The organism is Salipaludibacillus neizhouensis (genome assembly GCF_002886185.1).
GTDB classification, from domain to species: Bacteria; Bacillota; Bacilli; order Bacillales; family Salisediminibacteriaceae; genus Salipaludibacillus; species Salipaludibacillus neizhouensis.
The window spans coordinates 809,999-835,436 of record NZ_KZ614147.1; the positions used below are offsets into that span (position 1 = coordinate 809,999).

General features: G+C 37.0%; 20 protein-coding genes and 4 pseudogenes. 14 read left to right on the plus strand and 10 right to left on the minus strand.

Features of this window, described 5'->3' with window-relative positions; translation table 11 throughout:
* Positions 1 to 99: 99 nt before the first annotated feature.
* The 7 genes and pseudogenes from CEF18_RS20705 (at position 100) to galU (ending at position 5,514) form a co-directional block, all read left to right on the plus strand.
* Positions 100 to 1,308, plus strand: coding sequence for a hypothetical protein (locus CEF18_RS20705; protein ID WP_110938396.1), 1,209 nt, complete (start codon positions 100 to 102; stop codon positions 1,306 to 1,308).
* Between the two features lie 92 nt (positions 1,309 to 1,400).
* The gene (gene murJ, locus CEF18_RS20710) at positions 1,401 to 2,921 is read left to right on the plus strand and encodes a murein biosynthesis integral membrane protein MurJ (RefSeq protein WP_110938397.1); all 1,521 of its coding nucleotides are present in this window, start codon (positions 1,401 to 1,403) and stop codon (positions 2,919 to 2,921) included.
* A 31-nt stretch (positions 2,922 to 2,952) separates the two neighbouring features.
* A pseudogene (locus CEF18_RS26635) lies at positions 2,953 to 3,075 on the plus strand (NAD-dependent epimerase/dehydratase family protein); the annotation flags it as partial.
* 67 nt (positions 3,076 to 3,142) lie between these two features.
* A pseudogene (locus CEF18_RS27280) lies at positions 3,143 to 3,238 on the plus strand (UDP-glucose 4-epimerase GalE); the annotation flags it as partial.
* A gap of 309 nt (positions 3,239 to 3,547) precedes the next feature.
* Positions 3,548 to 3,770: pseudogene (locus CEF18_RS26640) on the plus strand (UDP-glucose 6-dehydrogenase); the annotation flags it as partial.
* Position 3,771: 1 nt separating this feature from the next.
* Positions 3,772 to 4,215, plus strand: coding sequence for an ATP-binding protein (locus CEF18_RS20725; protein ID WP_223292445.1), 444 nt, complete (start codon positions 3,772 to 3,774; stop codon positions 4,213 to 4,215).
* Positions 4,216 to 4,617: 402 nt separating this feature from the next.
* Positions 4,618 to 5,514 carry a UTP--glucose-1-phosphate uridylyltransferase GalU gene (gene galU, locus CEF18_RS20730; protein WP_110938400.1) on the plus strand — a complete coding sequence of 299 codons (897 nt, stop codon included), beginning with the start codon at positions 4,618 to 4,620 and terminating at the stop codon, positions 5,512 to 5,514.
* 84 nt (positions 5,515 to 5,598) lie between these two features.
* Here galU and CEF18_RS20735 read toward each other — a convergent pair whose 3' ends face one another.
* The 5 genes from CEF18_RS20735 to CEF18_RS20755 all read right to left on the minus strand — a co-directional run bounded on the left by CEF18_RS20735 (position 5,599) and on the right by CEF18_RS20755 (position 11,152).
* Complete coding sequence (locus tag CEF18_RS20735) at positions 5,599 to 6,168, minus strand: competence protein ComK (protein WP_223292417.1); 570 nt, start codon at positions 6,166 to 6,168, stop codon at positions 5,599 to 5,601.
* 181 nt (positions 6,169 to 6,349) lie between these two features.
* Complete coding sequence (locus CEF18_RS20740) at positions 6,350 to 6,838, minus strand: competence protein ComK (RefSeq protein ID WP_110938401.1); 489 nt, start codon at positions 6,836 to 6,838, stop codon at positions 6,350 to 6,352.
* A 259-nt stretch (positions 6,839 to 7,097) separates the two neighbouring features.
* The gene (locus CEF18_RS20745) at positions 7,098 to 7,400 is read right to left on the minus strand and encodes a helix-turn-helix domain-containing protein (RefSeq protein WP_183040961.1); all 303 of its coding nucleotides are present in this window, start codon (positions 7,398 to 7,400) and stop codon (positions 7,098 to 7,100) included.
* A gap of 1,118 nt (positions 7,401 to 8,518) precedes the next feature.
* On the minus strand, positions 8,519 to 9,901 hold the full coding sequence (locus CEF18_RS20750) for an alkaline phosphatase (protein WP_110938403.1): 1,383 nt from the start codon (positions 9,899 to 9,901) through the stop codon (positions 8,519 to 8,521).
* A gap of 825 nt (positions 9,902 to 10,726) precedes the next feature.
* Positions 10,727 to 11,152 (minus strand): winged helix-turn-helix domain-containing protein, encoded by a 426-nt coding sequence (locus CEF18_RS20755; protein ID WP_110938404.1) that lies wholly within the window; start codon positions 11,150 to 11,152, stop codon positions 10,727 to 10,729.
* A 502-nt stretch (positions 11,153 to 11,654) separates the two neighbouring features.
* Between CEF18_RS20755 and CEF18_RS20760 the strand changes: the two genes are divergently transcribed.
* The 3 genes from CEF18_RS20760 (at position 11,655) to CEF18_RS20770 (ending at position 13,690) form a co-directional block, all read left to right on the plus strand.
* Positions 11,655 to 11,912 carry a hypothetical protein gene (locus CEF18_RS20760; protein WP_110938405.1) on the plus strand — a complete coding sequence of 86 codons (258 nt, stop codon included), beginning with the start codon at positions 11,655 to 11,657 and terminating at the stop codon, positions 11,910 to 11,912.
* 690 nt (positions 11,913 to 12,602) lie between these two features.
* Positions 12,603 to 13,337, plus strand: a complete 735-nt coding sequence (locus tag CEF18_RS20765) for a plasmid pRiA4b ORF-3 family protein (protein WP_110938406.1) — start codon at positions 12,603 to 12,605, stop codon at positions 13,335 to 13,337.
* A gap of 53 nt (positions 13,338 to 13,390) precedes the next feature.
* Positions 13,391 to 13,690, plus strand: coding sequence for a hypothetical protein (locus CEF18_RS20770; protein ID WP_110938407.1), 300 nt, complete (start codon positions 13,391 to 13,393; stop codon positions 13,688 to 13,690).
* 27 nt (positions 13,691 to 13,717) lie between these two features.
* Here the strand turns inward: CEF18_RS20770 and CEF18_RS27285 are convergent.
* Positions 13,718 to 13,873, minus strand: a pseudogene (locus tag CEF18_RS27285) (competence protein ComK); the annotation flags it as partial.
* A 111-nt stretch (positions 13,874 to 13,984) separates the two neighbouring features.
* Here CEF18_RS27285 and CEF18_RS20780 point away from each other — a divergent pair.
* Positions 13,985 to 14,224, plus strand: coding sequence for a hypothetical protein (locus CEF18_RS20780; RefSeq protein WP_110938409.1), 240 nt, complete (start codon positions 13,985 to 13,987; stop codon positions 14,222 to 14,224).
* A gap of 231 nt (positions 14,225 to 14,455) precedes the next feature.
* A complete protein-coding gene (locus CEF18_RS20785) occupies positions 14,456 to 14,992 on the plus strand; it encodes a phospholipase D-like domain-containing protein (RefSeq protein WP_110938410.1) in 537 nt (178 codons plus the stop codon).
* Between the two features lie 544 nt (positions 14,993 to 15,536).
* Here the strand turns inward: CEF18_RS20785 and CEF18_RS20795 are convergent.
* Positions 15,537 to 15,887, minus strand: a complete 351-nt coding sequence (locus CEF18_RS20795) for a PAS domain S-box protein (RefSeq protein ID WP_183040964.1) — start codon at positions 15,885 to 15,887, stop codon at positions 15,537 to 15,539.
* 1,098 nt (positions 15,888 to 16,985) lie between these two features.
* Here CEF18_RS20795 and pelA point away from each other — a divergent pair.
* Entirely contained in the window at positions 16,986 to 20,744 is a 3,759-nt protein-coding gene (gene pelA / locus CEF18_RS20800; protein ID WP_110938413.1) for a pectate lyase, read from the plus strand.
* 329 nt (positions 20,745 to 21,073) lie between these two features.
* Here the strand turns inward: pelA and purF are convergent, their stop codons facing one another.
* From purF to arr, 3 genes are all read right to left on the minus strand, one after another.
* On the minus strand, positions 21,074 to 22,528 hold the full coding sequence (gene purF / locus CEF18_RS20805) for an amidophosphoribosyltransferase (RefSeq protein ID WP_110938414.1): 1,455 nt from the start codon (positions 22,526 to 22,528) through the stop codon (positions 21,074 to 21,076).
* Between the two features lie 672 nt (positions 22,529 to 23,200).
* The gene (locus CEF18_RS20810) at positions 23,201 to 23,821 is read right to left on the minus strand and encodes a DUF3298 and DUF4163 domain-containing protein (protein WP_110938415.1); all 621 of its coding nucleotides are present in this window, start codon (positions 23,819 to 23,821) and stop codon (positions 23,201 to 23,203) included.
* Positions 23,822 to 24,154: 333 nt separating this feature from the next.
* On the minus strand, positions 24,155 to 24,571 hold the full coding sequence (gene arr / locus CEF18_RS20815) for an NAD(+)--rifampin ADP-ribosyltransferase (RefSeq protein WP_110938416.1): 417 nt from the start codon (positions 24,569 to 24,571) through the stop codon (positions 24,155 to 24,157).
* A gap of 445 nt (positions 24,572 to 25,016) precedes the next feature.
* Here arr and CEF18_RS20820 point away from each other — a divergent pair, with 445 nt between their 5' ends.
* Complete coding sequence (locus CEF18_RS20820; protein ID WP_110938417.1) at positions 25,017 to 25,430, plus strand: RrF2 family transcriptional regulator; 414 nt, start codon at positions 25,017 to 25,019, stop codon at positions 25,428 to 25,430.
* Positions 25,431 to 25,438 lie beyond the last annotated feature (8 nt).

Consider the following 25,438-nt stretch of genomic DNA (forward strand, 5'->3'; position numbering starts at 1 on the left):
TTATAAAGACAAATAGAGTATGTCCTCTTGTACTTCCTCTTTAATTAAATAATATAAATTATTGTCCAATAATCGGTTAAAACGCAAGGGGATAGTAATGTGAATTTATACAAAATCAACAGATATTCAGTATATATAATAACAATATTGATGGTTTTTAAAACCGCATTAATGGAATTTAATATTGACATGTTTATATACTTTTTTACTTTTTTAATTATCGTAGCTAACTTATTTGAATTCATTTTCAAGGGTAAAATTAAGTCTAGTATTAGTAGTGTATTTATATTATTAATATATAGCATTTTTCAGCTTGCATTAACTAGTATTTATAACAATGTTATGTACTCTTTATTTAGTTATATGGCAGTATTCTTATACATTTTATTTTGGGTTCTTATTATCAATAACCAAAGTTCAAGTTTGAATTATAGCTTAATGAAAGGTTACTTCAAGCTTAATATAGTGTTAGGTATTGTCTCAAGTATATTAGCAATTTATCAATATTATTTTGATCCTTCCATCTTCAATTTAGTGGTTCATAATGTTTATGGTAATGAGGAAATTCTATTGCAAGGAAATGTATTGAGGAGAACTACTGCCTTAATTGGAAGTCCTCAAAGTTTCTCGCTTTATATGGGAATGGTATTTGGTATTGTATTATTTACTAAATTTCCCCGGAAGAGTATTAAACTTATTTTATTAGCTGTTCTATTTATAGGAGGAATCCTTTCAGGGTCGAGAATGTTTACAGTATTCATAGTAATACTATTTTTAGGTTATTTGTTTGAGAATAGAAATAGGTTAGTTAAGTTCCTGAAGCCAACCTACTTTATTTTATTCGGGGGAATAATCACTCTTCCATTTTTAGAGCTTGAAAACAATAATACTGTAATAAGGCTACTTGACTTTATAGGAAATTGGCCTGCCCTAATGATTTTCTTCGAAAACTTTAAATTTGATTCCTTCTATAATGTAATCTTTGGACATGGCTTGGGGTATAAAGATAGGATAGTATATAACTTTTTTGGATATGAATATCAAAGCGTAGAAAGCTATATTTTGTTATTACTTTTACAACAGGGAATAGTAGGTCTAGTATTATTTATAAATATTTATACTAGGGCTTTTTATAATTCTATTCTTAAAAATAGATTTGTTTTATACTTGTTAATTGCATTTCTCGTTAATCAATTATTTGTTCCTGCTTTTAGTGGATTGACTTTCGGTTTTCTAGGATGGGGAATTATTATATACGCATTAAGCATAAATCGAGATTACAAGGATGATCCTAAGACTTTAGAATAGTTGACTTTGGAAGGTTAAAATGAATATAGGTACGTTGTGAAGAAAAAATCAAATTTATATAGTTTAGCATATAATTAAAAGAGGTTTAATCAGTGAAAAAAACTGCCTTAATTCTTATTGTTGTAACCATTTTCTCTAAAATATTTGGCTTTGCTAGAGAAATAATCCTATCTTATTTTTATGGGGCATCAAACATCAGTGATGCATATTTAATAGCGACCACTATACCAAAGGTTATATTTGCATTTATTGCAACAGGAATAGCTACAAGCTATATTCCTATGTACACAAACATAATTAAAAATAATGATATCCCAAGAGCAGACAGGTTCACAGGTAATTTAATTAACTTTTTACTAATATTGAGTACATTGATAGTTGTTTTAGCAATTATGTTTCCTTCAGAAATTGTTAAGCTATTTGCTTCAGGATTTGAAGGTAGTACGTTTGATTTGGCAGTATACTTTACTCGAATTAGCGTGTTTGAAATTTACTTTGCAAGTATGATAGCTATTTTTAGTAGTTATTTACAATTGAAAAATAATTTTATTGCCCCTGCTCTTATGGGGTTGCCATTAAATTTCATAATAATTATTTCAATTACGCTAAGTGCACATTATAGTATAAGTATTTTGCCGTATGGAACAGTGATTGGCTCTGCCTGTCAACTTTTATTTCTTTTACCATTTGTATATAAGAAAGGTTACAGACACCAAATTATTTTAGATAGAAATGATATATATTTAAAGAAAATGATTTACTTAGCTCTGCCTGTAATTATTGGTGTTTCAGTTAATCAAATTAATGTATTAATTGATAGAACATTAGCTTCACAAATAGCTATAGGAGGTATCTCTGCCCTAACGTATGCAAATCGCTTAAATTTGTTTGTACAAGGTATATTTGTAACATCTATTGCTACTGTTATGTATCCATTAATTTCAAAAATGGCTGTTGATATGAATATTTCGGGTCTTAAGAAAACTTTATCAGAATCTATTGTTTCAATTAATATATTATTGCTCCCAACTATTGTAGCAATAATGGTATTTGCAGAGGAAGTAGTGGAGTTACTATTTGGGAGAGGAGCTTTTGATTTACAAGCAATCCAAATGACTTCTAATGCCTTGTTTTTTTATTCTATTGGAATGATAGGTTTTGGATTAAGAGAAGTATTATCTAGGGTATTCTACTCACTACAAGACACAAAAACACCTATGATTAATGCAGCTGTAGGAATGGTTTTAAATATAGTACTCAATATTATTTTATCTAAATACTTAGGAATTGGTGGACTTGCACTAGCTACAAGTATATCAGCTATCTTTACGGCAGGACTAATTACAATTAGTTTAAGAAAAAAAATTGGATCACTAGGAATAAAACAAATATCCTTTTCGTTCATAAAAATTATATTTTCTTCTTTAGTTATGGGGATACTAGTTAGTCTTAGTTTTAATTATCTAATAACTATATTAAGTCAAAATATAGCTCTTCTAATATCTATAGCAATAGGTGTATTTATATATATTGTTGTTATCTACTTTATGAAGATAGAGGAAGTAAATGAGATAATTAATGCTGTCAAGAGAAAAATAGGAAAAAAGATATAAATCATTTACGTAAATCATTGCAGGTAAGTTTGTGAGTATATTAGTAACGGGTGGGGCTGGTTATATTGGTTCTCATACTGTTAGATTTTTATTAGATCAAAATGAAGAGGTTTTTGTTGTTGATAATTTACAGAGTGGTCATAGAAAATCGGTTGATATAGACCATTTATTGCTGATGCTTGGAATTGGCATAGAAATAATCCAGATGGTTATACAAAAAAATTGTTTCATGCTATGCCAATGCTTTAAAAGCAAAGCGGGAACTAGGCTGGACAGCAAAACGCGATATTATAGCCATGTGTCGGGATGCTTGGTGATTTGAGAAAAATTATAAAAAATAGCTTCCTTTATTTGAAGGCTGTTATTCTTTGGCATTCTCTTCTAATTATTCCTAGAAATCAACCACTAGCCAACTGAGTACGTGTATAACAGAATCTATCATTAAAAAAGTAGAGAAAGTGACTCCGAATGTCAATTTAATATAATCCACTTAAATAATTTCGTCAGAAAAGAATGCTCATTTCTTTATCTATCTAGTTCTTGGTTTGCTTGTACTTGAATGTTTTTAGGCTTAGAAGCATGGAGATCTTGGAATATTGGACTAGCTTTACTAATTTATGTTCATTACGAAATATCACATCGACGGTGTAGGACTGGACCCGCGAATAGACCAGCACTACAATAATCCTTCGTTTGGATATGGTGGCTACTGCCTACCTAAAGATACAAAACAGCTACTGGCCAACTATGCCGAACAATATTATAGGAGCGATCGTTGATTCCAATCGAACAAGAAAAGACCATATTGCAAATATGATCATTAAACGGAAGCCTGAGATCGTGGGCATGGATCTTATATTCAGTTTTTGTCGGAAACTCAGGAACTGGAAAGAGCCATTTGATGATCGCACTTGGGAATATCGCTGTCGATCAAGGACATACAGTTCGGTATTATACGGCTGCTCATCTCTCCAATGAACTGATGGAAGCGCAAGATGAAAAACGGCTTCTACAAATCGAAAAACAGTGGATGGGCGCTGATCTCGTGCTGATCGATGAAGTCGGGTACATTCCCCATCATCCTCGTGCAGCTGAATTAATGTTCCAGTTCTTTGCGGCACGTTACGAACGAGGGAGCATGATTATCACAAGCAATCGAGGATTCAGTCGATGGAATGAAGTCTTTCACGATGATCAAATGACCGCCGCCTTGTTAGATCGAACCACTCACAAGGCACACCTGTTTTCAATGAACGGTGATAGTTATCGTCTCAAAGAAACCTATTCGTACTAACAAGAGGGTGATCAACTTTTAAATGAGCGACGTGGTCAACTTTTGGGTTGACATTTACAAATGTCACCAGTATCGGTTAGAACATAAAGGAACTTATTGTTAAATCGTATATATCCTTCTGGCAGGGAGTACTTGGAATATTGAAAGCTAATAATGCTATCTCGATTGACAGTTCTTTTTGACAAAGCATAGTACGTGTAGGTTGAATTAGGTAGTTGTTTAATCTCTCGTGACAGTGTTACTACCAGAAGTTTGTTAGATTTTGTCGATCGAATGGAAAACTATAGAAACTTATTTTAGAGGAGAATTGTTCCCTGTTTCTTTTTAAATTAAGAATATATGAAAAAACGAAAACACCTTCTAATTATTAAAAAGGTGTTTTATTGAAGGAGTGACAAAGGTATGAAAGTAAGAAAAGCAATTATTCCTGCTGCAGGACTTGGAACTAGGTTTTTGCCAGCAACAAAAGCACAGCCAAAAGAAATGCTTCCAATAGTAGATAAACCAACAATTCAGTACATAGTTGAAGAAGCGGTGGCCTCTGGAATAGAAGATATTATTATCATTAGTGGACGTGGGAAAAGGGCAATAGAAGATCACTTTGATAAATCGTATGAACTAGAAGAAACATTGTTGAAAAAAGAGAAGCTGGAGTTACTTGCGGAGATACATGATATTTCTAATATGGCCAATATACATTATATCCGTCAGAAGGAGCCTCGTGGACTTGGACATGCTATTGGATGCGCCAAGCATTTTATTGGTAATGAACCCTTTGCAGTGTTACTAGGTGATGATATTGTGCAATCTGAAACGCCTTGCTTAAAGCAACTAATTAATGTCTTTGAAAGGTATAATTCGTCAGTCGTTGGGGTTCAACCAGTTCCGTATGAAGATGTATCAAAGTATGGCATCGTTGCACCAAAATCTACAGAAGTAGAAAATGGCATTATCCATATAAAAGATTTAATTGAAAAGCCTAAACAAGAAGAGGCTCCATCGAACTACGCGATCAAGGGGCGTTATGTATTGCGGTCAGAGATTTTTCAGATTTTAGATGAGTTAGCTCTTGGAGCTGGTAATGAGATTCAGTTAACTGATGCGATTAAAAAGCTGAATGAGGATCAAATCGTGCTTGCTTACGAATTTGTTGGGGACCGCTATGACGTTGGAGATAAACTTGGATTTATCAAAGCAACCATCGACTTTGCTTTGCAAAGAGATGATTTGAAGGACGATGTAAAGGATTATTTAGATAAGATTGTGAGAAAGGATTTTGTGAAGGAAGTTCACTCATAATTTGCAACTAATAAGAGAAAGAATAGCTAGGAACTTTTAATGATTGTCCTTATTTAATTTGCATAGTATCTAACCCCGCGTATATTATTCAAGGTTAGATAAACTATTGAATGCAATGGTGGGCGTGTAGTCAGCATTACCAGAATACTCTGTTAAAGGATTGTACTGAACTCCCCTTGACTGCTCCCCATGCTGATTGCAACGCAAGATGCATAGAGAAGTGCGGTACATTTGTTTTTCTAAGACGGAAGGTGACACGGATAAAAGAAGTTTACGGTTGTTCTTGAAGGTGACGATGGTTTGGCGAGAGTCGTTCTTAGGTGATGTAAAATCTTGGATATGATCGAAAAAAAGCCAGTGGCAATGAAAGTTCGTTGGGGAAAGACTCGGAAATGCGTAAATATCCCGCATTGGACAAATGGCAATTGGAACTTTTCGTTTGGCACCCATTCGGTAGATGGCAGCTTCTCTTCGACCTTCATAGGTGGAGAATCCATCTAAACACGCAGCTTTGATAATTTCCAGTGGATTTTGTTTAACATAGATTTTTAGCCCGGTTTCAAAAACCAATGTAGAGGAGTCCGAGCGATAGGATGGAAGCAAGGCTTGTGTATTTTTTGTAATCTTGTAGTCCTTGTAAACGTTATCAATCATGTTCAACGACCTCCGTTATGATGTAGTGGGGGATAGCAAGCTATCGATAAGGGATTGGATTAAAAGAATAAAATTCACTATATTGAACCATTCATTTCTCGTGATTGTCATCTCATGCAACTTACTAGATTGTGACAAAAGAGTATTCTTTCGACAACAAAAGTCCGAATCCTTTGTTCATTTATTGTATTCTTCTGGACTGCTCCCAATATTGGTTGCGTCTTAAAATGCAGAGGGAGGTGCGGTACATTTGTTTTTCTAGTACGGAAGTGGATACCGGTAAAAGAAGTTTACTGCCGTTGGAGAAGGTGACGATGCTTTGGCGGGGTTGATTCTTAGGTGAGGTGAAGCCTTGGATGTGAGCGAAGAAAAGCCAGTGACAATCAAAGTGTGTTGGTGAATGGGTTGGGAATGCGTAAATGTCTTGATTAGGGTAAATGGCAATAGGGACTTTACGTTTAGCGCCTGTTTGAATAGCTGCTTCTCTTCGTCCATCGTAATTTGCAAAACCATCTAAACACGCTGTTTTAATCATCTCCAGTGACGGTTGTTTTACATATAAATCTTTCTTCGTTTCATAAACGCGCGTAGAAGAATCGAAACGATAAGATGGGACGAGTGCTACGGTATTATTAGTAATTTTATAAGAGCTATGTACATTCTCAGTCATGGCAGGGCCTCCGTTATCATGTATTTGTGCATAGCTAATTCAACCTGATTAAAAGGGTTAGGGAAAGAATCATTTCAAAGCGTAGTATTATTTTTTACATGTAAAAAGAAAGGGTTTTCATAAATTGTGAGGGATTAAAAAGGATTACTGGAGTAGGAACAGGACGTCTTTACTTGAGGGCACTGAAAAATACGATTTTTACTTTTCCAGTACCCTGTTGAAACAATGAGTGAAGCCATTGACGGGTAACTGGCTTCTTTTATTTCGTTCTTCTTTTTACATCTTTTCTCTCTTTGGCTATTTCTTTTAAGAGGGGATATAACTCTTCTTCTGCATCTTTTAGAAGTTCAGCGGGACTGTTAAGTTGAAGACCAGCACAGATTTTCATAAATGTGTGTATGGTAAAATTCACACGACCTTTTTCAATGTCACGAATGTGATCACTATTCAGATCTGCAAATTCAGCTAATTCCTCAAGTGTCAGATCCAACAATCTCCTTTTGTTATGAATCTTCTTTCCAATTTCACTGTTAAAAGTGTTTAATATTTCCTTTTCTTCCAAAGTAGAAGCTCCTTTTTTAACAATTATCAATCTGTTAAAAAGAACTGCACACAGGCTAAACCCCTGGTAAAGGAATAAAATGGTATATCACGCAAATTTATTTTTCAGTGAAGCATGGGGACGGTTCTCTGCTTCATTTGCACGGCTTGAGTAATGGCGGTACTCGCTGGTTTTTTAAGAGGTTATTGGTGAAGTAAAGGAACACATGGCAAGGTTTGTATTGGTGTAGAATTTGTGACAGTGTGGTCATTTATCAAGTTTCAAGACAAGAAAGGATAATAAAGTATGGTGTTTTTCATAAAGTATAGGGTTGGTTTTAATGCCTGTCACTCCAAATATGGCAAAGTGATCAGACAAAGGAAAGCGAATTATCGTATGCATGATCAGTAGCGATGGTACATTGTAGAAGCGGTAGCAAGGGTTGTATGAGACGGTGAATAAATAGCTTTAAGAAATAAGGTGGGGTTCCCGGCGAATTGATCAAATGACAGAGGATCGTAGAAAGTAGAGTGTTCAAATCAAGTAAGATAATTGATAGACCGCAATTAATGAGGGTGATTCCTGATGGAAAAGAAGGAAGTTTTAATAGGTTTATAACCGGGAAGATGAAAAGAGGTTAGACTCTAAAGATATTGACAATTTCCATTTATATTATGTAAACTTAAATTAACAGAACCTACCATGCCTATTACAAAAGCGGACCACGGTGGGTCTTTTTTATTTATGGGGAGATATAGACATGGAAAATGATTTCTATATAACACCTAAGAATATAGTTACCAATACTATAAATAGTAATTAACAGAAACTATACTAATAGGAGCACTTTCCAAACAAGTGTAACTAACTTTTATCTTTTTATAGCAATGACAGCCACTTGGAATAAGAGCGGCTGTCGTCGTCATATAAAATTTAGCATAATTTGTATATTGATACCTATCACTGAGATGAGAAAGAGCATCATTTAATGGGCAACCTTCTCATGCGCAATCTCATCGGAAGCCGTGTCTTATATTCTTCCGAGTCATATCCTCATCAGCCTCTTGGGTTATTTTATAAAAGGAATAGCACTGAAAAAAGTGCTTATATTGATTTTAAGTACTGGTATTTATTAGCGCTTATTCTTCATTTAATGCTGGTAGTTTAAGAAGGTCTGCCATCCCCTTTGGCACGTCCGTATTATCGATTAACCCTCTAAAATGATCAGAACCGGGGCCGTATGCATAAATAGGAACTTCAATTCCTGTGTGACTCGTTGTAGACCATCCCACTCCCGCATAATCACTGATGATTTGATTGATAGCAAGGCTGGGGTTATCCGATTGCTGAATAGTTTGAGCTTCTTCGTCTGTAAGGGTGATTGCTGCATATTCTTCCACCACGTCTATTACATCACTACGGTCACTGTTTAGTTGTCCTGCCATATAATCTCCTGTGGCAGTCACATCATGAAGGATTTCGACATCTGAACCTTTACTATTATATCCTCCTAGTGTCATACCACCTGTATCATGATCACCTGCAATCACAACGAGCGTTTCCTCATCTTGACCGGCAAATTCCAAGGCGCTAATTACAGCTTCTTCAAACGCAGCCGTATCGCTCATGGCCCATGCCGCGTCATTGGCATGACCTGCCCAGTCAATTTGACTACCTTCCACCATAAGGAAAAATCCCTCATCATTTTGACTTAACACGTCGATTGCACTGCTAGTCATTTCAGCCATGCTCGGTTGATCTGTTTCTTCTCGGTGCAATTCAGGTTCCATGGCATCATCTGCAAATAAACCAAGGATAGTCCCTTCTTCAATATCTAGTAGCTCCTCTCGATTTTCTACGAATTGATATCCTTGATCTATCGCTTCATTAACGAGGTGGCGATCTTCTTGTCTTCCGCCTTCACTCTCTGGGAGGAAGTACTGCAAACCACCGCCTAAGAACACATCTACCACGCCTTGATCAATGTACTGCCGGACAATTTCCTCTTGATTGTTACGGGAATTCACATGCGATGCAAATACCGCTGGAGTAGCATGGGAAATCGCAGAAGTAGAGACTAAGCCTGTAGATTTCCCGGCTTGATCGGCGGCTTCAAGAATCGTCTCTAAGTCATCTTCCTCAGAAGTTTGACTGACAACACCATTGTTGGTCTTCACACCAGTAGCCATTGCGGTTCCGGCTGCTGCGGAATCTGTTATTCGATTATTTTTAGAATGAGTGGACATCATCCCAGTGAAAAAATCATCCCAAACAGGGGCTCCATCCTCTTTATAGTGACGATAGTTCACATTATAACCAGCAGAGTAGCCATCAGGAATGAAGTAAATCACATTTTCAACCTTTTCCTTCTTTTCCTTTGGACCTGCATGATCAGGTGGCCCCGGTTGAGCGGGTTTTCCAGCATGCCCTGGTGGACTTGCCTGTGCCCATCCCTCGTTAACCCCTAAGCCAACAATCAGTAATGCCACACTTAACTTTGCAACCATCGCTTTTTTTAACATCTATCCAGCCTCCATGAATTTAATTTTAACTAACATGTGAAAATAGAGTCTCTTTCCCCCTTACCTAAATAATGATTACGTTTCTTGTTTGTTCTCTCTAACTAAACTCTATCAATCTATTATTGAAGCAGTGTGTAGCTGCCATTAAGACGTTGTAAAGCAAAACTTGGTTCGTTCACCTTAGTGCTTTAGTCATTAAAATTCATATCTTTTCGGTGATAGTGGGGCAGTTTACTAGCCCTTTTATTGATATCTACACTCCAATAAAAAAATAGGATGTAAAAATAGAGAAAATCCCTATTTCGACACCCACTCCTTTGTAAAGGTAATATGAACATTGTAAAGGAACTGTTCAAGGTGTGCTTTCCGGACGGTTTGTGCTTCATTTTCACTGCTTGACTAATGGTGATAGTGGCTGGTTTTTAAGAGGTTATCAGAGCATTTAAAAGAAAAAATAGCAATCCTGCCATGCGTGAAGAAGAGCGCTTCACGCTTGGCAGGATTGTAAAGAATACGGGGCCTGATCCCCACTCGGATAAAGCGGTTAATGCAGTAATGTACCGCATACCTTTAAAATTCTGGTTCTCTCTGTGATTGTCATGTTTTGTGAATAGAAAAACGAATTAATAAGCCCACGGAATGTACCTCCAAGGGCTTATACTTCATTTCATCTCTCTCAATTGGACGGAGCGTACTATAAATTGTTCTAATTCCTCGTTTGTTAATGATTCTGGATTATGTCCATGTTTTTCACACCATTTACTCTGCTTCATTTTAACTGCTTGAGTAATGGTTTTACTCGTACCTATCACCACCACACAGAATCTATTGGATAGGGATGTCAGTTTTATTGTTATAGCCTTCGAGATAAAGTCCCATCTGTGTTAAGTCTTTCTGAATCTTCACGAGGTTCACCCGGTATTGCTTCGTATGATCCCACTTCATTTTCGGATTGTTCCGTTCCTCTACCCAACCGGCATCGACCAACTTTTTGACGTAGCGACGGATCGACGATGGGTCCGTATTGATCAACGTATCTTCAGCGAGCTCTTTCGCTGTTTTAAAGAACCATCCTTGCGTCAGCTCCATGTCTGAATCCTCATTCCACTTTTTCTCCGCCGTAATAAACTTGTCAAAATCCCTGTTGTACTCAGACCAATAGATTATCTGGTTCAGAACAATCGCCGATTTATAATCTCCTGTTAGCCTCACCAGCTCTTCCTTAATCACCGAACGCTTAAATCCTCTCATTCAATCACCCTCCATTTTTATAATCGTTCCTCAATGAATAGGTACAAACCAAAAGGAAAAAAGGAGGAGAGATTTCAAAAGAAACATGGGGACGGTTCCGTGCATCATTTGCACGGGTTGGGTAATGGTGATAGTGGCTGGTTTTAAGAGGTTATCAGAGAAGCAAAAGAAAAAATAGCAAAACTGCCATGCGTGAAGAAGAGCGCTTCACGCATGGCTAGATTTGTTGTGGTCTGAAGAGATTGAGACAGCTTGGCAATGTTCAAGGGGATGAAGTAGTTACCTTATTAGGCTTCCGAAAAGTAATGATTGAGGGTTGCTACTGGTACCATATAAAACTATTGATTTCTTCCAAACAAACTTTGATTTATAACAAGCCATCTTCATATATATAAAGACACGAAGTTTTTTCTTGTCTCAAAACAAAATTAATAAGGGAGTAGAATATTACTAGAATACAATAAAAGTATCAACTATTACTCGATTAATGGAGAGTGGGAACATGGAGTTTTGGTCAGCAGAACAGTTAAAAGAAGATTTTGAAATTGTAGTTAGCTTTTACCAAACTGAAATAGGTAACAACATGTATTCGTGTAGAAATCATGCAGTTATTAGGCGAAAGGGACATGCGAATCAGGAACAACCAGATGCAGTCGTTGTCATGGCGAATCCCGGTAGTTGTCCTCATCGGCTAAATGTAGGGGAAGATGTAAAATTCGAATTAGAGCTACTAATAAAAAGGATAATAAAGCAGTCATAGTACTCTCTGACCATCAAGGGCGGAAATTAGGTTATATTCCAGCTTTCTTATAGTGGGTTTATGTCTGATATTCTTAGTAACAACAAAGTGTATGAGGCTAAAATTGATCAAGTTAATCTTCACGCTAAACCACAATTAAAAGTTAATATTTCTGTTGTGGGTAAGCTAATTAATAGTTATACTACAACAATAACTGGCAATGTTGAACCATTGCAACTAATGTATTGAAAAAGGAAGCATCGGTCCCGGACGGTTCTCTGCATCATTTTCAATTTTAGAGATGTAAACAGGCTAATTAAAAGTTACAAGAATAAAACTAAGAAAAATTCATTAACAAAGATGAATTCTACTAATAAAAATGATGACAGAAGTTTGGAAAATAGAATTTCTGATGATATTGAAAGTAATGCTGAGACCTTTAGTGAGCTTGAAATATTATTCATGCAGCTAATGAATTTCAAATACCAATACTAGAAACATATTATTTATGTAGTAAATATCAGAGCAAAAAGTATAACATGCCTTTAATTTTAGAAGCCGAAAGCAAATTTATAAGTTTTATGAATATGAAGTCAGACCCTTCGTTATCAGTGGGGGAATATCATACGTGCTACTATAAGGGACCGAATGGGCGAAATACCACCTATTCCAAAGAGTAATGTAGGGAGTTGAAAGGGAGGTACTATCAAATTGAAATCATATATTATAAGAATTGAACTTGAAGAATCAAATCCACTTATTTGGAGAAGAGTTATCATGCCTGGAGGTGCAACTTTCAAGAGGCTGCATGATGTCATTCAGAATGCCACCAATTTCCAGAGCGGGTATCCGGGTGGTGGCTATCACCTGTACGAGTTTGACTTCCTTGAAGAGAGAAGGATCGTCACTGATAATGAAGAGGCTTATCTTGAGCATCAGCACTATATGAAGAATAAGAAGTATTATGAAAAACGATTGAAATCAATGCCAGCCGACATGCTCCAGTTTGAACAGAATCACCAGGAACGATTAAAGATTGAGGTTCGTAAGCCTACCGGTCTTAAGATAGATGATTATCTGGAAAAGTACAAAGAATTCAGATACAACTATGACTTTGGAGATGATTGGTGGTTCACTATAAAACTTGAAGAAATCGTTGATGATTATTACTTCGGATTTCCAACTCTCCTTGATGGAGCTGAAACAGCACCGCCGGAAGATGTCGGAGGGATACATGGATTTTATGCTTTTTTGGAAGCTTACCTGGATCCAAAGCACCCTGAACATAAAGCGATGAAAGACTGGGTCGAGGAATGGAATTTCAGGGAGTACGATCCTGATTGGATCAATGATAGACTAAAGGCGATTGACTATAAGAAGACCGAGTGGGATAAAATTAAGCATGAAAATTACAGAGTGATTGAGGATAAGTATAGGAAAAAATGATATAATATTAGCTGTAAAAATATACCAAGCAAGTACTTGAAAGGGGATGGCCTATGAAGTATTCGGAAGCAGCAGTAAAGAAGATGCTTAAAGTTGGAGACTTAAGTCTTGAAGATCAGATTAAGTTTAACATCTTGAATTTCATAAGAACGATCCATCTTAACAATCAGGAATTCATAGAATCACACTTCGGATCAGAGTTCTTCGGAGAACTGCCCATGACTTTTCAGAAAAATGAAGGCCAAGTTATGGGACTGATCACAGCTACTATTGATGGTGAAGTTCGAAAGTATGTATTTAACGACCAAGGATATGAGCCTTTAGAGGATTTATTGGGACTAGCTGGAGAATAAATAACCCAGGTGCCTGTCACCCCGAAGTTAGGTCATGCTTTGGATGTGGGTGTAGAAAAGCCAGTGGTAATCAAAGTGTGTCGGTGAATGGGTAGGGAATGCGTATATGTCTTGAGTTGGGTAAATTGTGATTGGCACTTTGCGTTTGACACCGGTTTGAAAGATGGCTTCTTCTCGCCGTCCTTCATAAGTGGATCACAGGTTAAGTCTGTTATAGATATAGAAATCTTTTAATTTCAATACCACAATTATTATTAAATCATTGATATAATAAATGTAGGTGGTGATTATGATATGGATGAAAAAATGTTAATGCAAATGTTTTCTTCTTTATTAGATGAAAAGTTAGAGCCTTTAAGTGAACGACTAGAGAAGCTTGACGGTGGACAACAAGTAATGATAAAAAAATTAGATAACGTATCAAAACAAGTAGCAGATAACAGTGAAAAGCACACTAGTGTTGAAGGGATAGCTGTAAAAGTTGCCGAGCATGATACTGACATAAAGTTATTAAAGAAACTTATAACAAACTAACAAAAGATTGAACAGAATGTTGTTCAATCTTTTTCTTTTATTAGTGAAGCAGGGGACGGTTCTCTGCTTCATTTGCACGGCTTGGATAATGGTTTTACTCGAACCTTATTTTAGGAACAGTTAATGAATGTTTAAATATCTCCTCCCTTTTTCTACTTCAGCCGTACTTACTAGATGAAAGCAGAAAATGGGGAGGGTTTTATATAATGATTGAAGTAGAACAAAGTTTATTTGTATGACGATAAAACCTGTCTAGTAGGTTCAGCGAATTTCACTAAAAAGGGGCTAGTACATAACCATGAGCTACTAATGTTATTTAATGATGATTCAGAGATACAAAGATTTATAACGTATGTAAATGAACTAATTGATCAAATTGAAAAATCAGGTGACTGGAGATTGACTGTAGAAAAAATTGCTGCTGAGATAACGTTAATAAACAGTTACAAAAAGAAACACTCTAATGATAATGAAAAAGGTTCTTGGGGTGCTGTAATTGATCCTATCTTAGATGAGACGGATGAAGAAATTGTTCTGTCTGTACCTGTTGGAAATACCATTCATTTGGTCGAAGAGTATCATGTACACGCTCACCCAATAAAAAAGAGGGGGTATAACTATAGAGACACTCCGTTCATAACCTTCAGAAAACCTGGTGGAGGAGTGATGGATTGTGTTTTTAATATTGAGCAAAAATTTCCAATTGAAATGGTAAACTGGCGTGAGTATCTTGACAAATTATTATTATCTGTTAAAAAGCGATTATAAGGAATTTGGATTCGATGATGCTGCGCGTTATAAATTTTACATACTCACAGTAAAATATGAATTGCTAAATAAACCTAAACCAATGCGAAGTAATTCAGGCGGTTGGTTATATAGGTTAAATGATTTAAAGGAAGCTATTGATTATGTGCATACAATGAAAAATCCTTAAAGTAGAGAAATATATTGTTCAGTACACATGCGGTTATTGTTATTGAACTATTTTAATAAGGTTGAATCCTAGCTTATCACCTCAATTGTTGATGGGCTTATCTGATTACGCAAAGTATACAAAGCGAGCAGTTGGAAAATGAAGGGGAACTTTAATCATGCTATTACTTATAGAAGAAAGACAATGAATGAGGCTCATCTCCTGGGCCATTTTTTGCGTTTTAGTGAAATTGTAATAGATATAAGACAAAGTGAAAGGAGCACTGGGGTGGGAGAGGGAATTAAATACGGCGCTATATAATATAGTGGAAACTCGGTTATTTTCAATCTCTATAAATTTAAACTTCCATCCATTACTCTACGCCGAGTCCCTCCGTTACCTCTTTAGGGTGCCATACATTCCTATCACATTATCATTTACAAATAGAGGCGCTATTTCTATAGCTAAATCAATTCGCTCACCCGACTTATTACGAATAGCCATCTCCGTATTCTCGGTAAAACCGTCTTCAGCTCTAATTAAAAGGTAGTGTAGGATGTTCGAATCTTTTTCTTCGATAACGAGCGAATTTAATCTAGATTGGCAAAGCTCTCCTACCGAAAAGCCAGTTAATTCTTCTGCAGATCTATTCCCATTTATAATTATCCCTGTCAAATCAAATAAAAGAATGGCGTCCTCTTTTTGCAGGTAGAATTCATTTTCTGTTAAAGCTTTTAAAATATCCATTTTACATACTCCTTTATGCATTGGAATTAGGGTTGGGGTTACTTGCTTATTTTGCTAAAACTTGTATAGGTTACGATGGCGATTGAATTTTTGAGATTAATATGAGCGAACTACTTTAGGAAGGTGGGAAAGATTAGATAATCTCTTATCATTTATGAATGCATGTTTTAATTCGCATATCCCATCTATTCTAGGTCATGGTACAACTTCTTTTCAAAGCCATCAGGAGAAATATGGGGAGATATCAATACATTAACCATAACCCACTATCGTGTTATTATTAGTAAAAGTTTTCGTGTTTATGCAAGAAACATAATTAATATTACCCATCTGTTTTATTTGTTTATAGTATATAAGGACTAATATGGCACGTAAATTCCGCAAATCCAGCACACAAAATTGATGAAACCGTACATAAATCGACGAGAACCGCACATAAATTATGAAAATCCGCACATAAAAAATATTTCACACACCGTCACCCTGCTCCGCTGAAGATAATACTTACAACATACCTCATAAATTATACCTATGGTGGATACCATGCAGTATATACATAGTGATAAGTGCCTGGTAAGGATATCCTATAATTTCGTAAGCGTTTTCATGAAAATTGGTCAAATTGACAGGTAAAATTGGTGTAATAATCATTACCTTATTTTTTTGCATATGTTTTCGTATATTTGTTTCTTATAGCATGATCATTACCTCACATTAGGAATATGCTTATTTCTAAAGAATTTCGGTAATGTAGGATAATCTTTACATTAGGTTTTTGCTTCTTTTTTTCAGTATGATTAGTTGCAAATAGCCCGTGAACGCTATGATTATACTTCACAAATGGATAATATTGCCTAGACTCTTTTTGATACAATTTATTCGAGGAGGTGACAGGTAAGTAAATAGTGCTCATTACAGCAATTGTGGTGAGAACGATTATATCAACGTTTTTATCGCATTTTGCAAGCGTTATCACCGGTGGTTTTAACTACAAGTTTATATCTTCTGTACTACGAGTTTCGTAGTGCACCACTACAAACACTTAAGAGAATCTCTCAAAACTAAGTATCTAAAATCCAATAAAACAGGAGGAACATTATGAAGAAACTACTACATATTTTTCTAGCATTATTAATAGTATTCACAGCGTTACCAAATGTTTTTTCTTTAGAAACATCTGCAGCTAGTAATATATCAGCTTCTCCCACAGGTTTAGAAGCGGTTGCTGGTGATGAGCAGGTCGCTCTAAACTGGAATCGCTCGATTGGATCAGGAAAGTCCATGCTGTATGTAGGCTCAGGTCTACCGGCTGACGAAAAAACAATCGCACATTTAGAAACACTTGGTTTTAATAATATAACATTTAAAAATATTAAAGATACGGTAACAGAAGACGCAGATGGTTTCGATATTGTCTTTGTAGGGGAAACCTCTGGGTCTGGTGACATCGGTACGAAATTTAAAGAAGTTCCTATTCCAGTAGTCTATTCAAAGGGCTGGGTAGTAGATGATGTGGAATTAAGTTATGGTGATGGCGGTCAGTCAGGTGATATTGATGGACAAACAAACTTAGTCATCGAGGATCCTTACCATCCATTAGCCGCTGGACTTAGTGGAACAGTGAAAGTATATTCGGAAGCTGGGAAAGTGAATTTTGGTACTCCTGGTGAAGAAGCAGAAGTTATTGCCACAGTAGAAGGAGACGAAGCGAAAGTTCCTATTTTTGCTTATGAAAAAGGAGCAAAGAGAGTGAATGGGGAAGAAACCGTTCCTGCTCGTCGAGTTTCTACATTCCTATTTAATGGGCAAGAGGATTACATGACAGAGGATGGCTGGAAGCTCCTTGATGCGTCGGTTGAATGGGCACTGGGAAATGCCGATGATAAGATAAAAATGCTATATGTTGGCGCTGGCCTGCCAGCAGACATCATGGGTGTTCAGCATTTTCAATCATTAGGTTTCTTATCCGTTGATTTTAGAATCATGAAGGAAACGGAAACGGAGGATGCAGAAGGCTACGATATCGTTTTTGTTGGAGAGACTGCAGGATCTGGAGACATTGGCGAAAAATTTAGAGATGTTCCTATTCCAGTTGTATACTCCAAGGGTTGGATCGTGGACGACGTGGACCTAAGCTACAGTGATGGAGGTCAATCTGGTGATATCGATGGCCAAACAAATCTTGTTATTCAAGATAGTGACCATCCGTTAGCAGTTGGGCTAAGCGGCACGGTGGAAGTATATACACAAGCAGGGAAGGTGAACTTTGGAACTCCAGGTGAAGAAGCGGACGTGATTGCGACGGTCGAAGGTGACGAGGAAAAAGCCGCGATTTTTGCCTACGAAAAAGGTGCAAAACGCGTAACTGGTGAGCAAGTACCTGAGCGTCGGGTTTCTACCTTTGTTTTTAACGGCCAAGAGGAAGTTCTAACTGAAGCAGGCTGGAAGCTGTATGATGAATCTGTTATTTGGGCACTTGATTTAGATGAACAAGATATTGCACCGGAAAAGACATTTACGGTAAAAAGAAGTACGGAGTCGGAAGGGCCATTCGAAACAATAGCTAGTGGTTTAGAGACAAACTCCTTTACAGATACAGGGCTAACGAATGGCGAAACTTACTCCTACCAAATTACTTTAGTATCTCGTGATGGGGTGGAAAGTGATCCATCGGAAGTAGTAGGTGCTACACCTGTGGAGCCTCTGCCAACACCAGTTGGATTAGACGTAGACACAAGCCATGAGAAAGTTGCGTTAAGCTGGGATGAAGTTCCTGAAGCAACTTCCTATGAGGTGAAGCGTAGTACAGCTGAAGATGGATCGTATGAAGTGATTACAAGTAGTGTTACGGATACAGAATATACAGACACAGATGTATCAAATGATGTAGAGTATTTTTATGTGGTTGTTGCGAAAAATGATGTAACAACAAGTGTAGCATCTGCACCAATATCTGCTACACCAGTAGATACACGTCCTGTCATTTCGTTAGATGACAACGGAGCGTTTGTAAACGAGCAAACGTATACGGTTTCCGGTTCCATGGATAGGGAAAGTACAGTGACAGTGAATGGAGATGAAGTCGAGGTTGGTTCAGATCTATCATTTACCACTACATTAGAATTAGAACTCGGTCAAAATACAGTATTGGTAGAAGCTGTAGATCTAGCTGGCGAAGAAGCAGCACCAATCGAGTTAACTGTTGTGTATGAAACAGATGCACCAACGCTTACTCTTGATGAGCTACCTGGGGATAAAAAAGGAAAGATGCGCCATACAGTGTATAATCCATATCCAATTTCAGGTAAGGTGGATGAAGGTGGAGTTGTCATTATTAATGGAGAAGAATTTGAAATAGCAGATGACCTCACTTTTTATGCAGAGATAGACCTTATTGGAAGTCGAAAAAATATTAAAGTGAAGGCTGTGGACTATGCAGGAAATGAGTCAGCAGTAGAATCATTTACCGTTGTGCCTAAGCCTAATAAGGAGACTGTTCCTCCTGGTCCAATTCAAATCGTAAGTACCGTTGTTACGGATGAGAATACAGTAGAGGTTACCTTCAATGGTAAAGTCAAAAACCTAGATCTAAGTGACTTAGAATTAAACTCAGCAATGGGAGATTGGGAAGGCCTTAATCCAAAACTGACTGATAACTTTACGATTGTAGATACGGACACGTTTGTGAATGAAGCTGGTCAATCCGTTGTTGTTTTCAAAACGGAGGAAACAATCAACCTAGATGGAACAATAGATCGACAAATTCCAGAAGATCCGCAACATGTTCCATTATTAAAAGATTATCATTTCTCTAGCGACATGGAGGAAAATATACAACAAGCAGACTATTTACTATCATGGCAGATGGAACACGGCGGCTGGTATAAAAACTGGTTTGATACAAACTACAAGCGTATGTGGGATGGATCAGAAAGAAAATCAGAATCTTATTCTTATTCTGCTGAAACAGAAGCAGGAACAACAGATAATAATGCAACGATTGATGAAATTCTATTCATGACACTTGTATACAATGAAACAGGAGATGAACGATACAAAGAGTCTCTCCTTAAAGGGATTAACTATCTTTTAGAATCACAATATGATACTGGTGGATTCCCACAAATGTATCCCCTTGTTGGTGGGTATGCAGATAACGCAACATTCAATGATAATGCTATGAATCGAGTGTTAAATGCACTATCAATAGTTGCGGAAAAAAGTTATCCATTTAACGATGACGTTGTGAGTGATGAGTTAGCTGCTGAGGCACAAGTAGCGCTTGATTTAGCGTTAGACTTTATTTTAGAATCACAAATTGAAGTGGATGGAGAGTTGACTGCATGGGGTCAACAGCATGATCCTTACACGTACGAAGCAACAAAAGGTCGTTCGTTTGAGCTTCCGTCAATTTCCGGGTTTGAATCAGTAAGTGTAGTGGCATACCTTATGTCTTTACCACAAACGGAAGAAATTAAGACAGCAGTTGAAGCTGCATTACGTTGGTTTGAAGATGTGAAACTAGATGGGATTCGATTTGACCGCTTTGATGAAGAAAACATGATTTTCTTCTACGAAGACCCAGATGCAGAGACTTGGTATCGATACTATGAAATTGGTACAAATCGTCCTGTTTATGCAAACCGAGATGGTATCATGTTGCATGACTTCTTTGAACTTGAGGGAGAAAGCAAATGGACGTACATGTGGGCTGGCGACTTTGCTAGTAATCTATTAGAAGTAGCAAGCACAACAGGATACTATGAAAATCGTGCATATGTGAAGGTTGTTGGTAATAACTCAACGAACATTGCCGGAGAAACCTTGGTTGTTGGAGACTTGCATAGGGTGGAGTAGTGACGGACTAACTAGGGACGGTTCTCTGCTTCATTTGAAGCGGAGGGACGGTTCCTAAATGGATCAATTGGATCTGCCAAATAAAAACGACCTAAACGTGATGATTGTTCATGTTCAGGTCGTTTTTTCATATAGGTTTATAACCTGGAAGATGTAAGGACAATATCCATTTATGTGATGTAAATTTAAATTAACAGAACCCACCACGCCTCTTACGAAAGCGGACCACAGTTTGATTCATTTATTTAGGCTCAATACCTGTACGATAGTCCGACTAACTGGGAGTGATGTTGCATTCAAAATACTACTAATATTATTCCATAACTTGACTAGGACTCTTCATGCCTTTGAACGGTTATTTCTTTTTCTAATGATTTTAGATAGTCTGCTTCGTAGTCATATAATGGCGTTGGGTAATCTCCTGTGAAGTACGCCATGCATAAGCCGCCATAAGGAGCGTCAAAGTTTAATCCGATTGAATCTACAGTTCCAGCAACACTTAGGAATACCAGGCTATCGGCACCAATGATTTCTCTGACTTCTTCAACGGAATGATCCGCCGCAATCAATTCGTGACGATTTTGAATGTCAATTCCATAGAAAGACGGGAAACGCAGGGGTGGTGAAGAAATTCTTACATGCACCTCTGTTGCTCCAGCGTCACGTAGCAATTGAACGATGTGTTTGCTGGTTGTGCCTCGAACGATGGAATCATCGACCATGACGACTTTTTTACCTTTCACAACTCCTCTAACAGCTGATAGTTTCATACGTACGCCTAGCTCACGTAATTCTTGTGTTGGCTGAATGAATGTTCTAGCAATGTATTGGTTCTTCACTAATCCCATTTCATAGGGAAGACCACTTTTTTCAGCATAACCACTTGCGGCTGATATGGAAGAGTTTGGTACACCGATAACGATATCCGCTGCTGTTGGTGCTTCCTGTGCTAAAGTACGTCCCATATTTTTACGTGCCGTATGTACGTTGACACCAGCAATATCAGAGTCAGGACGCGCAAAGTAGATGTATTCCATTGAGCAAATAGACATCATTGTATCTTCGGTATATTTTTCAATTTGGTAACCATCATCGTTTACAATAACAATTTCTCCAGGCTCAACGGAACGAATAAACTCGGCACCGACAACGTCCAATGCACAAGTTTCACTTGCTAGTACATACGCTCCGTTTGATATTTGTCCGATTGATAGTGGTCTAAAACCATTTGGATCCAGAGCGCCAATCATTTCGTTAGGCGTTAGAATTAAATAGGCAAAAGCTCCTTTGACCTTATTCAAACTTTCTTTAACGCGCTCTATTAAGGTTTCTCTTTGACTACGACGAATCAAATGCATCAAAATTTCAGTATCCGAATTCGAATGAAAAATTGCCCCTTCATCTTCTAATTGTTCTCGTAACGTAGTTGCATTAATAAGGTTTCCATTATGTGCTAAAGCTAATTCTTCATTATGAAATTGGAATAGGAAAGGTTGGATATTTTGAATTCCATTGCTGCCTGCAGTATTGTAGCGAACATGACCAATTGCCGCTTCACCTTTTAAACGATCAAATTGACGATCGTCTTTAAACGCATCTGTTAGAAGTCCTAGATCACGATGTCCTTTTAATTTCCCTTTATTACTCGCAACTATTCCGGCACCTTCTTGACCCCTATGTTGTAAGCTGTGCAATCCGAAATAGCTCAAGCGTGCAGCGTCTGGAATACCCCAGACACCGAATACGCCACATTCTTCGTTTAAGCTTTTGACTTCAGTAACCAAGGAATAGCTCCCCCTTCAAATTGAATAACATCTATTTGTCTTTTTACCGTTATTCCCCCACATTTAATTCTCTTATTTTAATAGGAATGTTTTATATACTTTTGATAAGTCGCGGTTTTGGCTGTAGCGTGGGGTATCCTGACTATCTAAGCTAGTTGCTTCAACAATTAGAATTAATTCTTGTTTCAACTGTTGAATCCTACCATCTAGTCTATCCATCTCTTTTAACATCACACAAATTCACATAATTATTGTGCGTAATAAAACATTCTTTTATTCCATCTATCTAAATTCAGGCGGTTGGTTATATAGGTTAAAGGATTTAAAGGAAGCTATTGATTATATACATACAATGAAAGAATCTATAAAATAGATACACATGCGGTTATTGTTATTAAACTAACTTTAATCATGCTATTACTTACAGTAGAAAAACAACCAACTAGGCTCATCTCCATAAAGGAGGAGGGCACAGCTATCCAAAATTAAAGGAACTACTGGATAATGAAAATAAAGTGACGCTTAGCTATGGGCTAAGCGTTACTTTTATTTGTTTTGTATTTTAGAAGATAATTTAATTGAGGGAAGGAAAACCGCTTGGTAGATAAATAGAATAGGCCGGCGAGACATGAAATTAGATTATTTCATACACCTTCTATATGAATGGGCTAATTAATTATTAACAGCCATCCGACCGAGCGGACCATCTTCATCGATAATATCCTGTAATTCATATACGGAAATTGGAAACATGGGGAATCCAAATACATATGGAGTTATTTCGTAGAGCTGAAAATAGATAACAAGAGTTTTGTCAGCGATGTAAAAGTCTTGATTTTGTTCAATGGATGTGAAGGCATCGAGAAGCTGAATATCTCGTTGCTGGATTTGCGCACGTATTAAGGTTGAAATTCGGTTGATATAATCACTGTCGGGCCTGAATAAATCTTTAAGTTCAACCCTCGTTCTGTTTTGTAGATCGAATGTCAAAGATTTAATATACGTCATCCCATGAGCAGCCTGGTGATGGTACGTATAATTGGAGAGTGATAAGCTCAGAACCTGGCGTTGGTTATTTTTAATTTCATATGACCCGATCATTTCTACTACTGTAGTTGGCATATTGTCAATTTGTTCATTTATCAGCTGCTGCGTTTGATTAATAACTGTTTGATTAATATATCTTTCAAATTGGTGGTCATGCATTCCAATTACCTTAGGAAATAGAACTGTTTTATTTGGTCCGTAGCTAATCTTAACTGGTTCAATACAGACAGGTAACTCCGTCGACATAGTAAATCACCCTTTTTGGTTAATAACCTATTGTATTCTTGAACCATAAACGTGTTCCTATGGAAGCATGGGGACGGTTCCATGCTTCATCTTCACGGCTTGGGTAGTGGTGATAGGGGCTGGTTTTAAGAGGTTATCGGAGAATAAAAAAGGTGATTATCTTGTGTATTGATTATTCAACGAAAGGTGCGTTAGCTATATTAGCCCAATCAAAAAATCGGTTCCTAAACATAGTAAGGAACCGATTTTTCTATGTTGTAATTTGCGTAACGTTGTAAATCGCATTTTCCTGACGCTACCCCTTTTAAGTCATGACTTTATAGATGTTGAAGATTAATCGTATATTACAGCTTTTCCTTGTTCACGTAACTTTTTTAAAGATGTAAGCATATGATTTATTTCTTCATCGGAATGTCTTTCCCATGAACTTAATTCAGCTACTATTTTCAACGGCGATTTAGATCTGTAAGAACGTGTTGGGTTTCCAGGAAATTTTTTGTCAGTTAAGTTCGGATCATTTTCCATATCACCTAATGGTTCTACAATGTAAATTCTCTCTTTTGATTCAGATGTTGCTAATTCAGCACCCCATTTAGCTGCTTCTAATGTTGCAGTAAAATATATATAATTCGATTTTTTATCTTGGTAATTTGATAAGTTTTGCGCTTCTAAAAGATCTCCAATTTTCAGTTCTGCTTTAGTGCCATGAAAGAAAGGACCATTATCTAAGATATCTTGTTTATCATTCATACTGGTACACCTCTTATATTTTTAGATTTGTATATAACAGTATATGACAGAAGATTTAGAAAGTATAGTCTAGAAAAAATTTACAATTATTAGTATAATGTAAGTAGAGAGAACGATATCGAACGACAATGACCTGTTATTTACGTATTATGGACTGACACATGTTTGGACAACTTTATTTAATGTGCATTACAAATATACTGGCAATACTATAACCTTTTAAAAGACGATTACACTTGAAGTGATCGTCTTTTCTTATTTGACTTTTACTGCGCAGCAAAGATCTTCAGTTTTGGGTGACTTTGTAAAAAATGCACTTAGTAACGGGCAGTTTAGTCGAAGTTTAAAAAACCCCAAGTTGACTTTCTTCACGTCTAGTGATAAATTTACTTATATTATAGACATTAAGAGTCTCTAATATCTTTTTTATATAAGGAGGTTTTGTATGAGATATTCAAACGCGACAAACTACGCCCTGCATACGATGGTCCATTTAATGCTACAGCCTGGGGGGAGCTCGGTGGGAGTACAGGAATTAGCCGAATTGCAGCAGCTTTCCCCGACGTACCTTTCTAAGATTTTAACCAAATTGACGAAAGCCGGTTGGATCGAGTCGACGCCGGGCGCGAAGGGAGGCTATAAAGTCTCCAGAACAAAACATGAAATATCCTTTTTGGATGTTATTCATGCTATTGAAGGAGATACTAGCTTATTCGACTGCTCCATTCATCATGAAGGTTGCTTGATTGAGAACGTCATGAGACAGGCAGAGGAAAATATGAAACGTGAACTGGAATCAAAGCTTTTGATTGAAATTGCTAAAGAGGCAGAATCCCAACAGAATGAAGAAAAAAGCTAAATTTATTT

Excerpts from the sequence above, each read along its gene's own strand:
- galU (WP_110938400.1), top strand. The coding sequence starts at position 4,618 with ATGAAAGTAAGAAAAGCAATTATTCCTGCTGCAGGACTTGGAACTAGG.
- CEF18_RS20735 (WP_223292417.1), bottom strand. The coding sequence starts at position 6,168 with ATGATTGATAACGTTTACAAGGACTACAAGATTACAAAAAATACACAA.
- CEF18_RS20740 (WP_110938401.1), bottom strand. The coding sequence starts at position 6,838 with ATGACTGAGAATGTACATAGCTCTTATAAAATTACTAATAATACCGTA.
- CEF18_RS20750 (WP_110938403.1), bottom strand. The coding sequence starts at position 9,901 with ATGTTAAAAAAAGCGATGGTTGCAAAGTTAAGTGTGGCATTACTGATT.
- CEF18_RS20755 (WP_110938404.1), bottom strand. The coding sequence starts at position 11,152 with ATGAGAGGATTTAAGCGTTCGGTGATTAAGGAAGAGCTGGTGAGGCTA.
- CEF18_RS20760 (WP_110938405.1), top strand. The coding sequence starts at position 11,655 with ATGGAGTTTTGGTCAGCAGAACAGTTAAAAGAAGATTTTGAAATTGTA.
- CEF18_RS20770 (WP_110938407.1), top strand. The coding sequence starts at position 13,391 with ATGAAGTATTCGGAAGCAGCAGTAAAGAAGATGCTTAAAGTTGGAGAC.
- CEF18_RS20780 (WP_110938409.1), top strand. The coding sequence starts at position 13,985 with ATGGATGAAAAAATGTTAATGCAAATGTTTTCTTCTTTATTAGATGAA.
- CEF18_RS20795 (WP_183040964.1), bottom strand. The coding sequence starts at position 15,887 with ATGGATATTTTAAAAGCTTTAACAGAAAATGAATTCTACCTGCAAAAA.
- pelA (WP_110938413.1), top strand. The coding sequence starts at position 16,986 with ATGAAGAAACTACTACATATTTTTCTAGCATTATTAATAGTATTCACA.
- CEF18_RS20810 (WP_110938415.1), bottom strand. The coding sequence starts at position 23,821 with ATGTCGACGGAGTTACCTGTCTGTATTGAACCAGTTAAGATTAGCTAC.
- arr (WP_110938416.1), bottom strand. The coding sequence starts at position 24,571 with ATGAATGATAAACAAGATATCTTAGATAATGGTCCTTTCTTTCATGGC.
- CEF18_RS20820 (WP_110938417.1), top strand. The coding sequence starts at position 25,017 with ATGAGATATTCAAACGCGACAAACTACGCCCTGCATACGATGGTCCAT.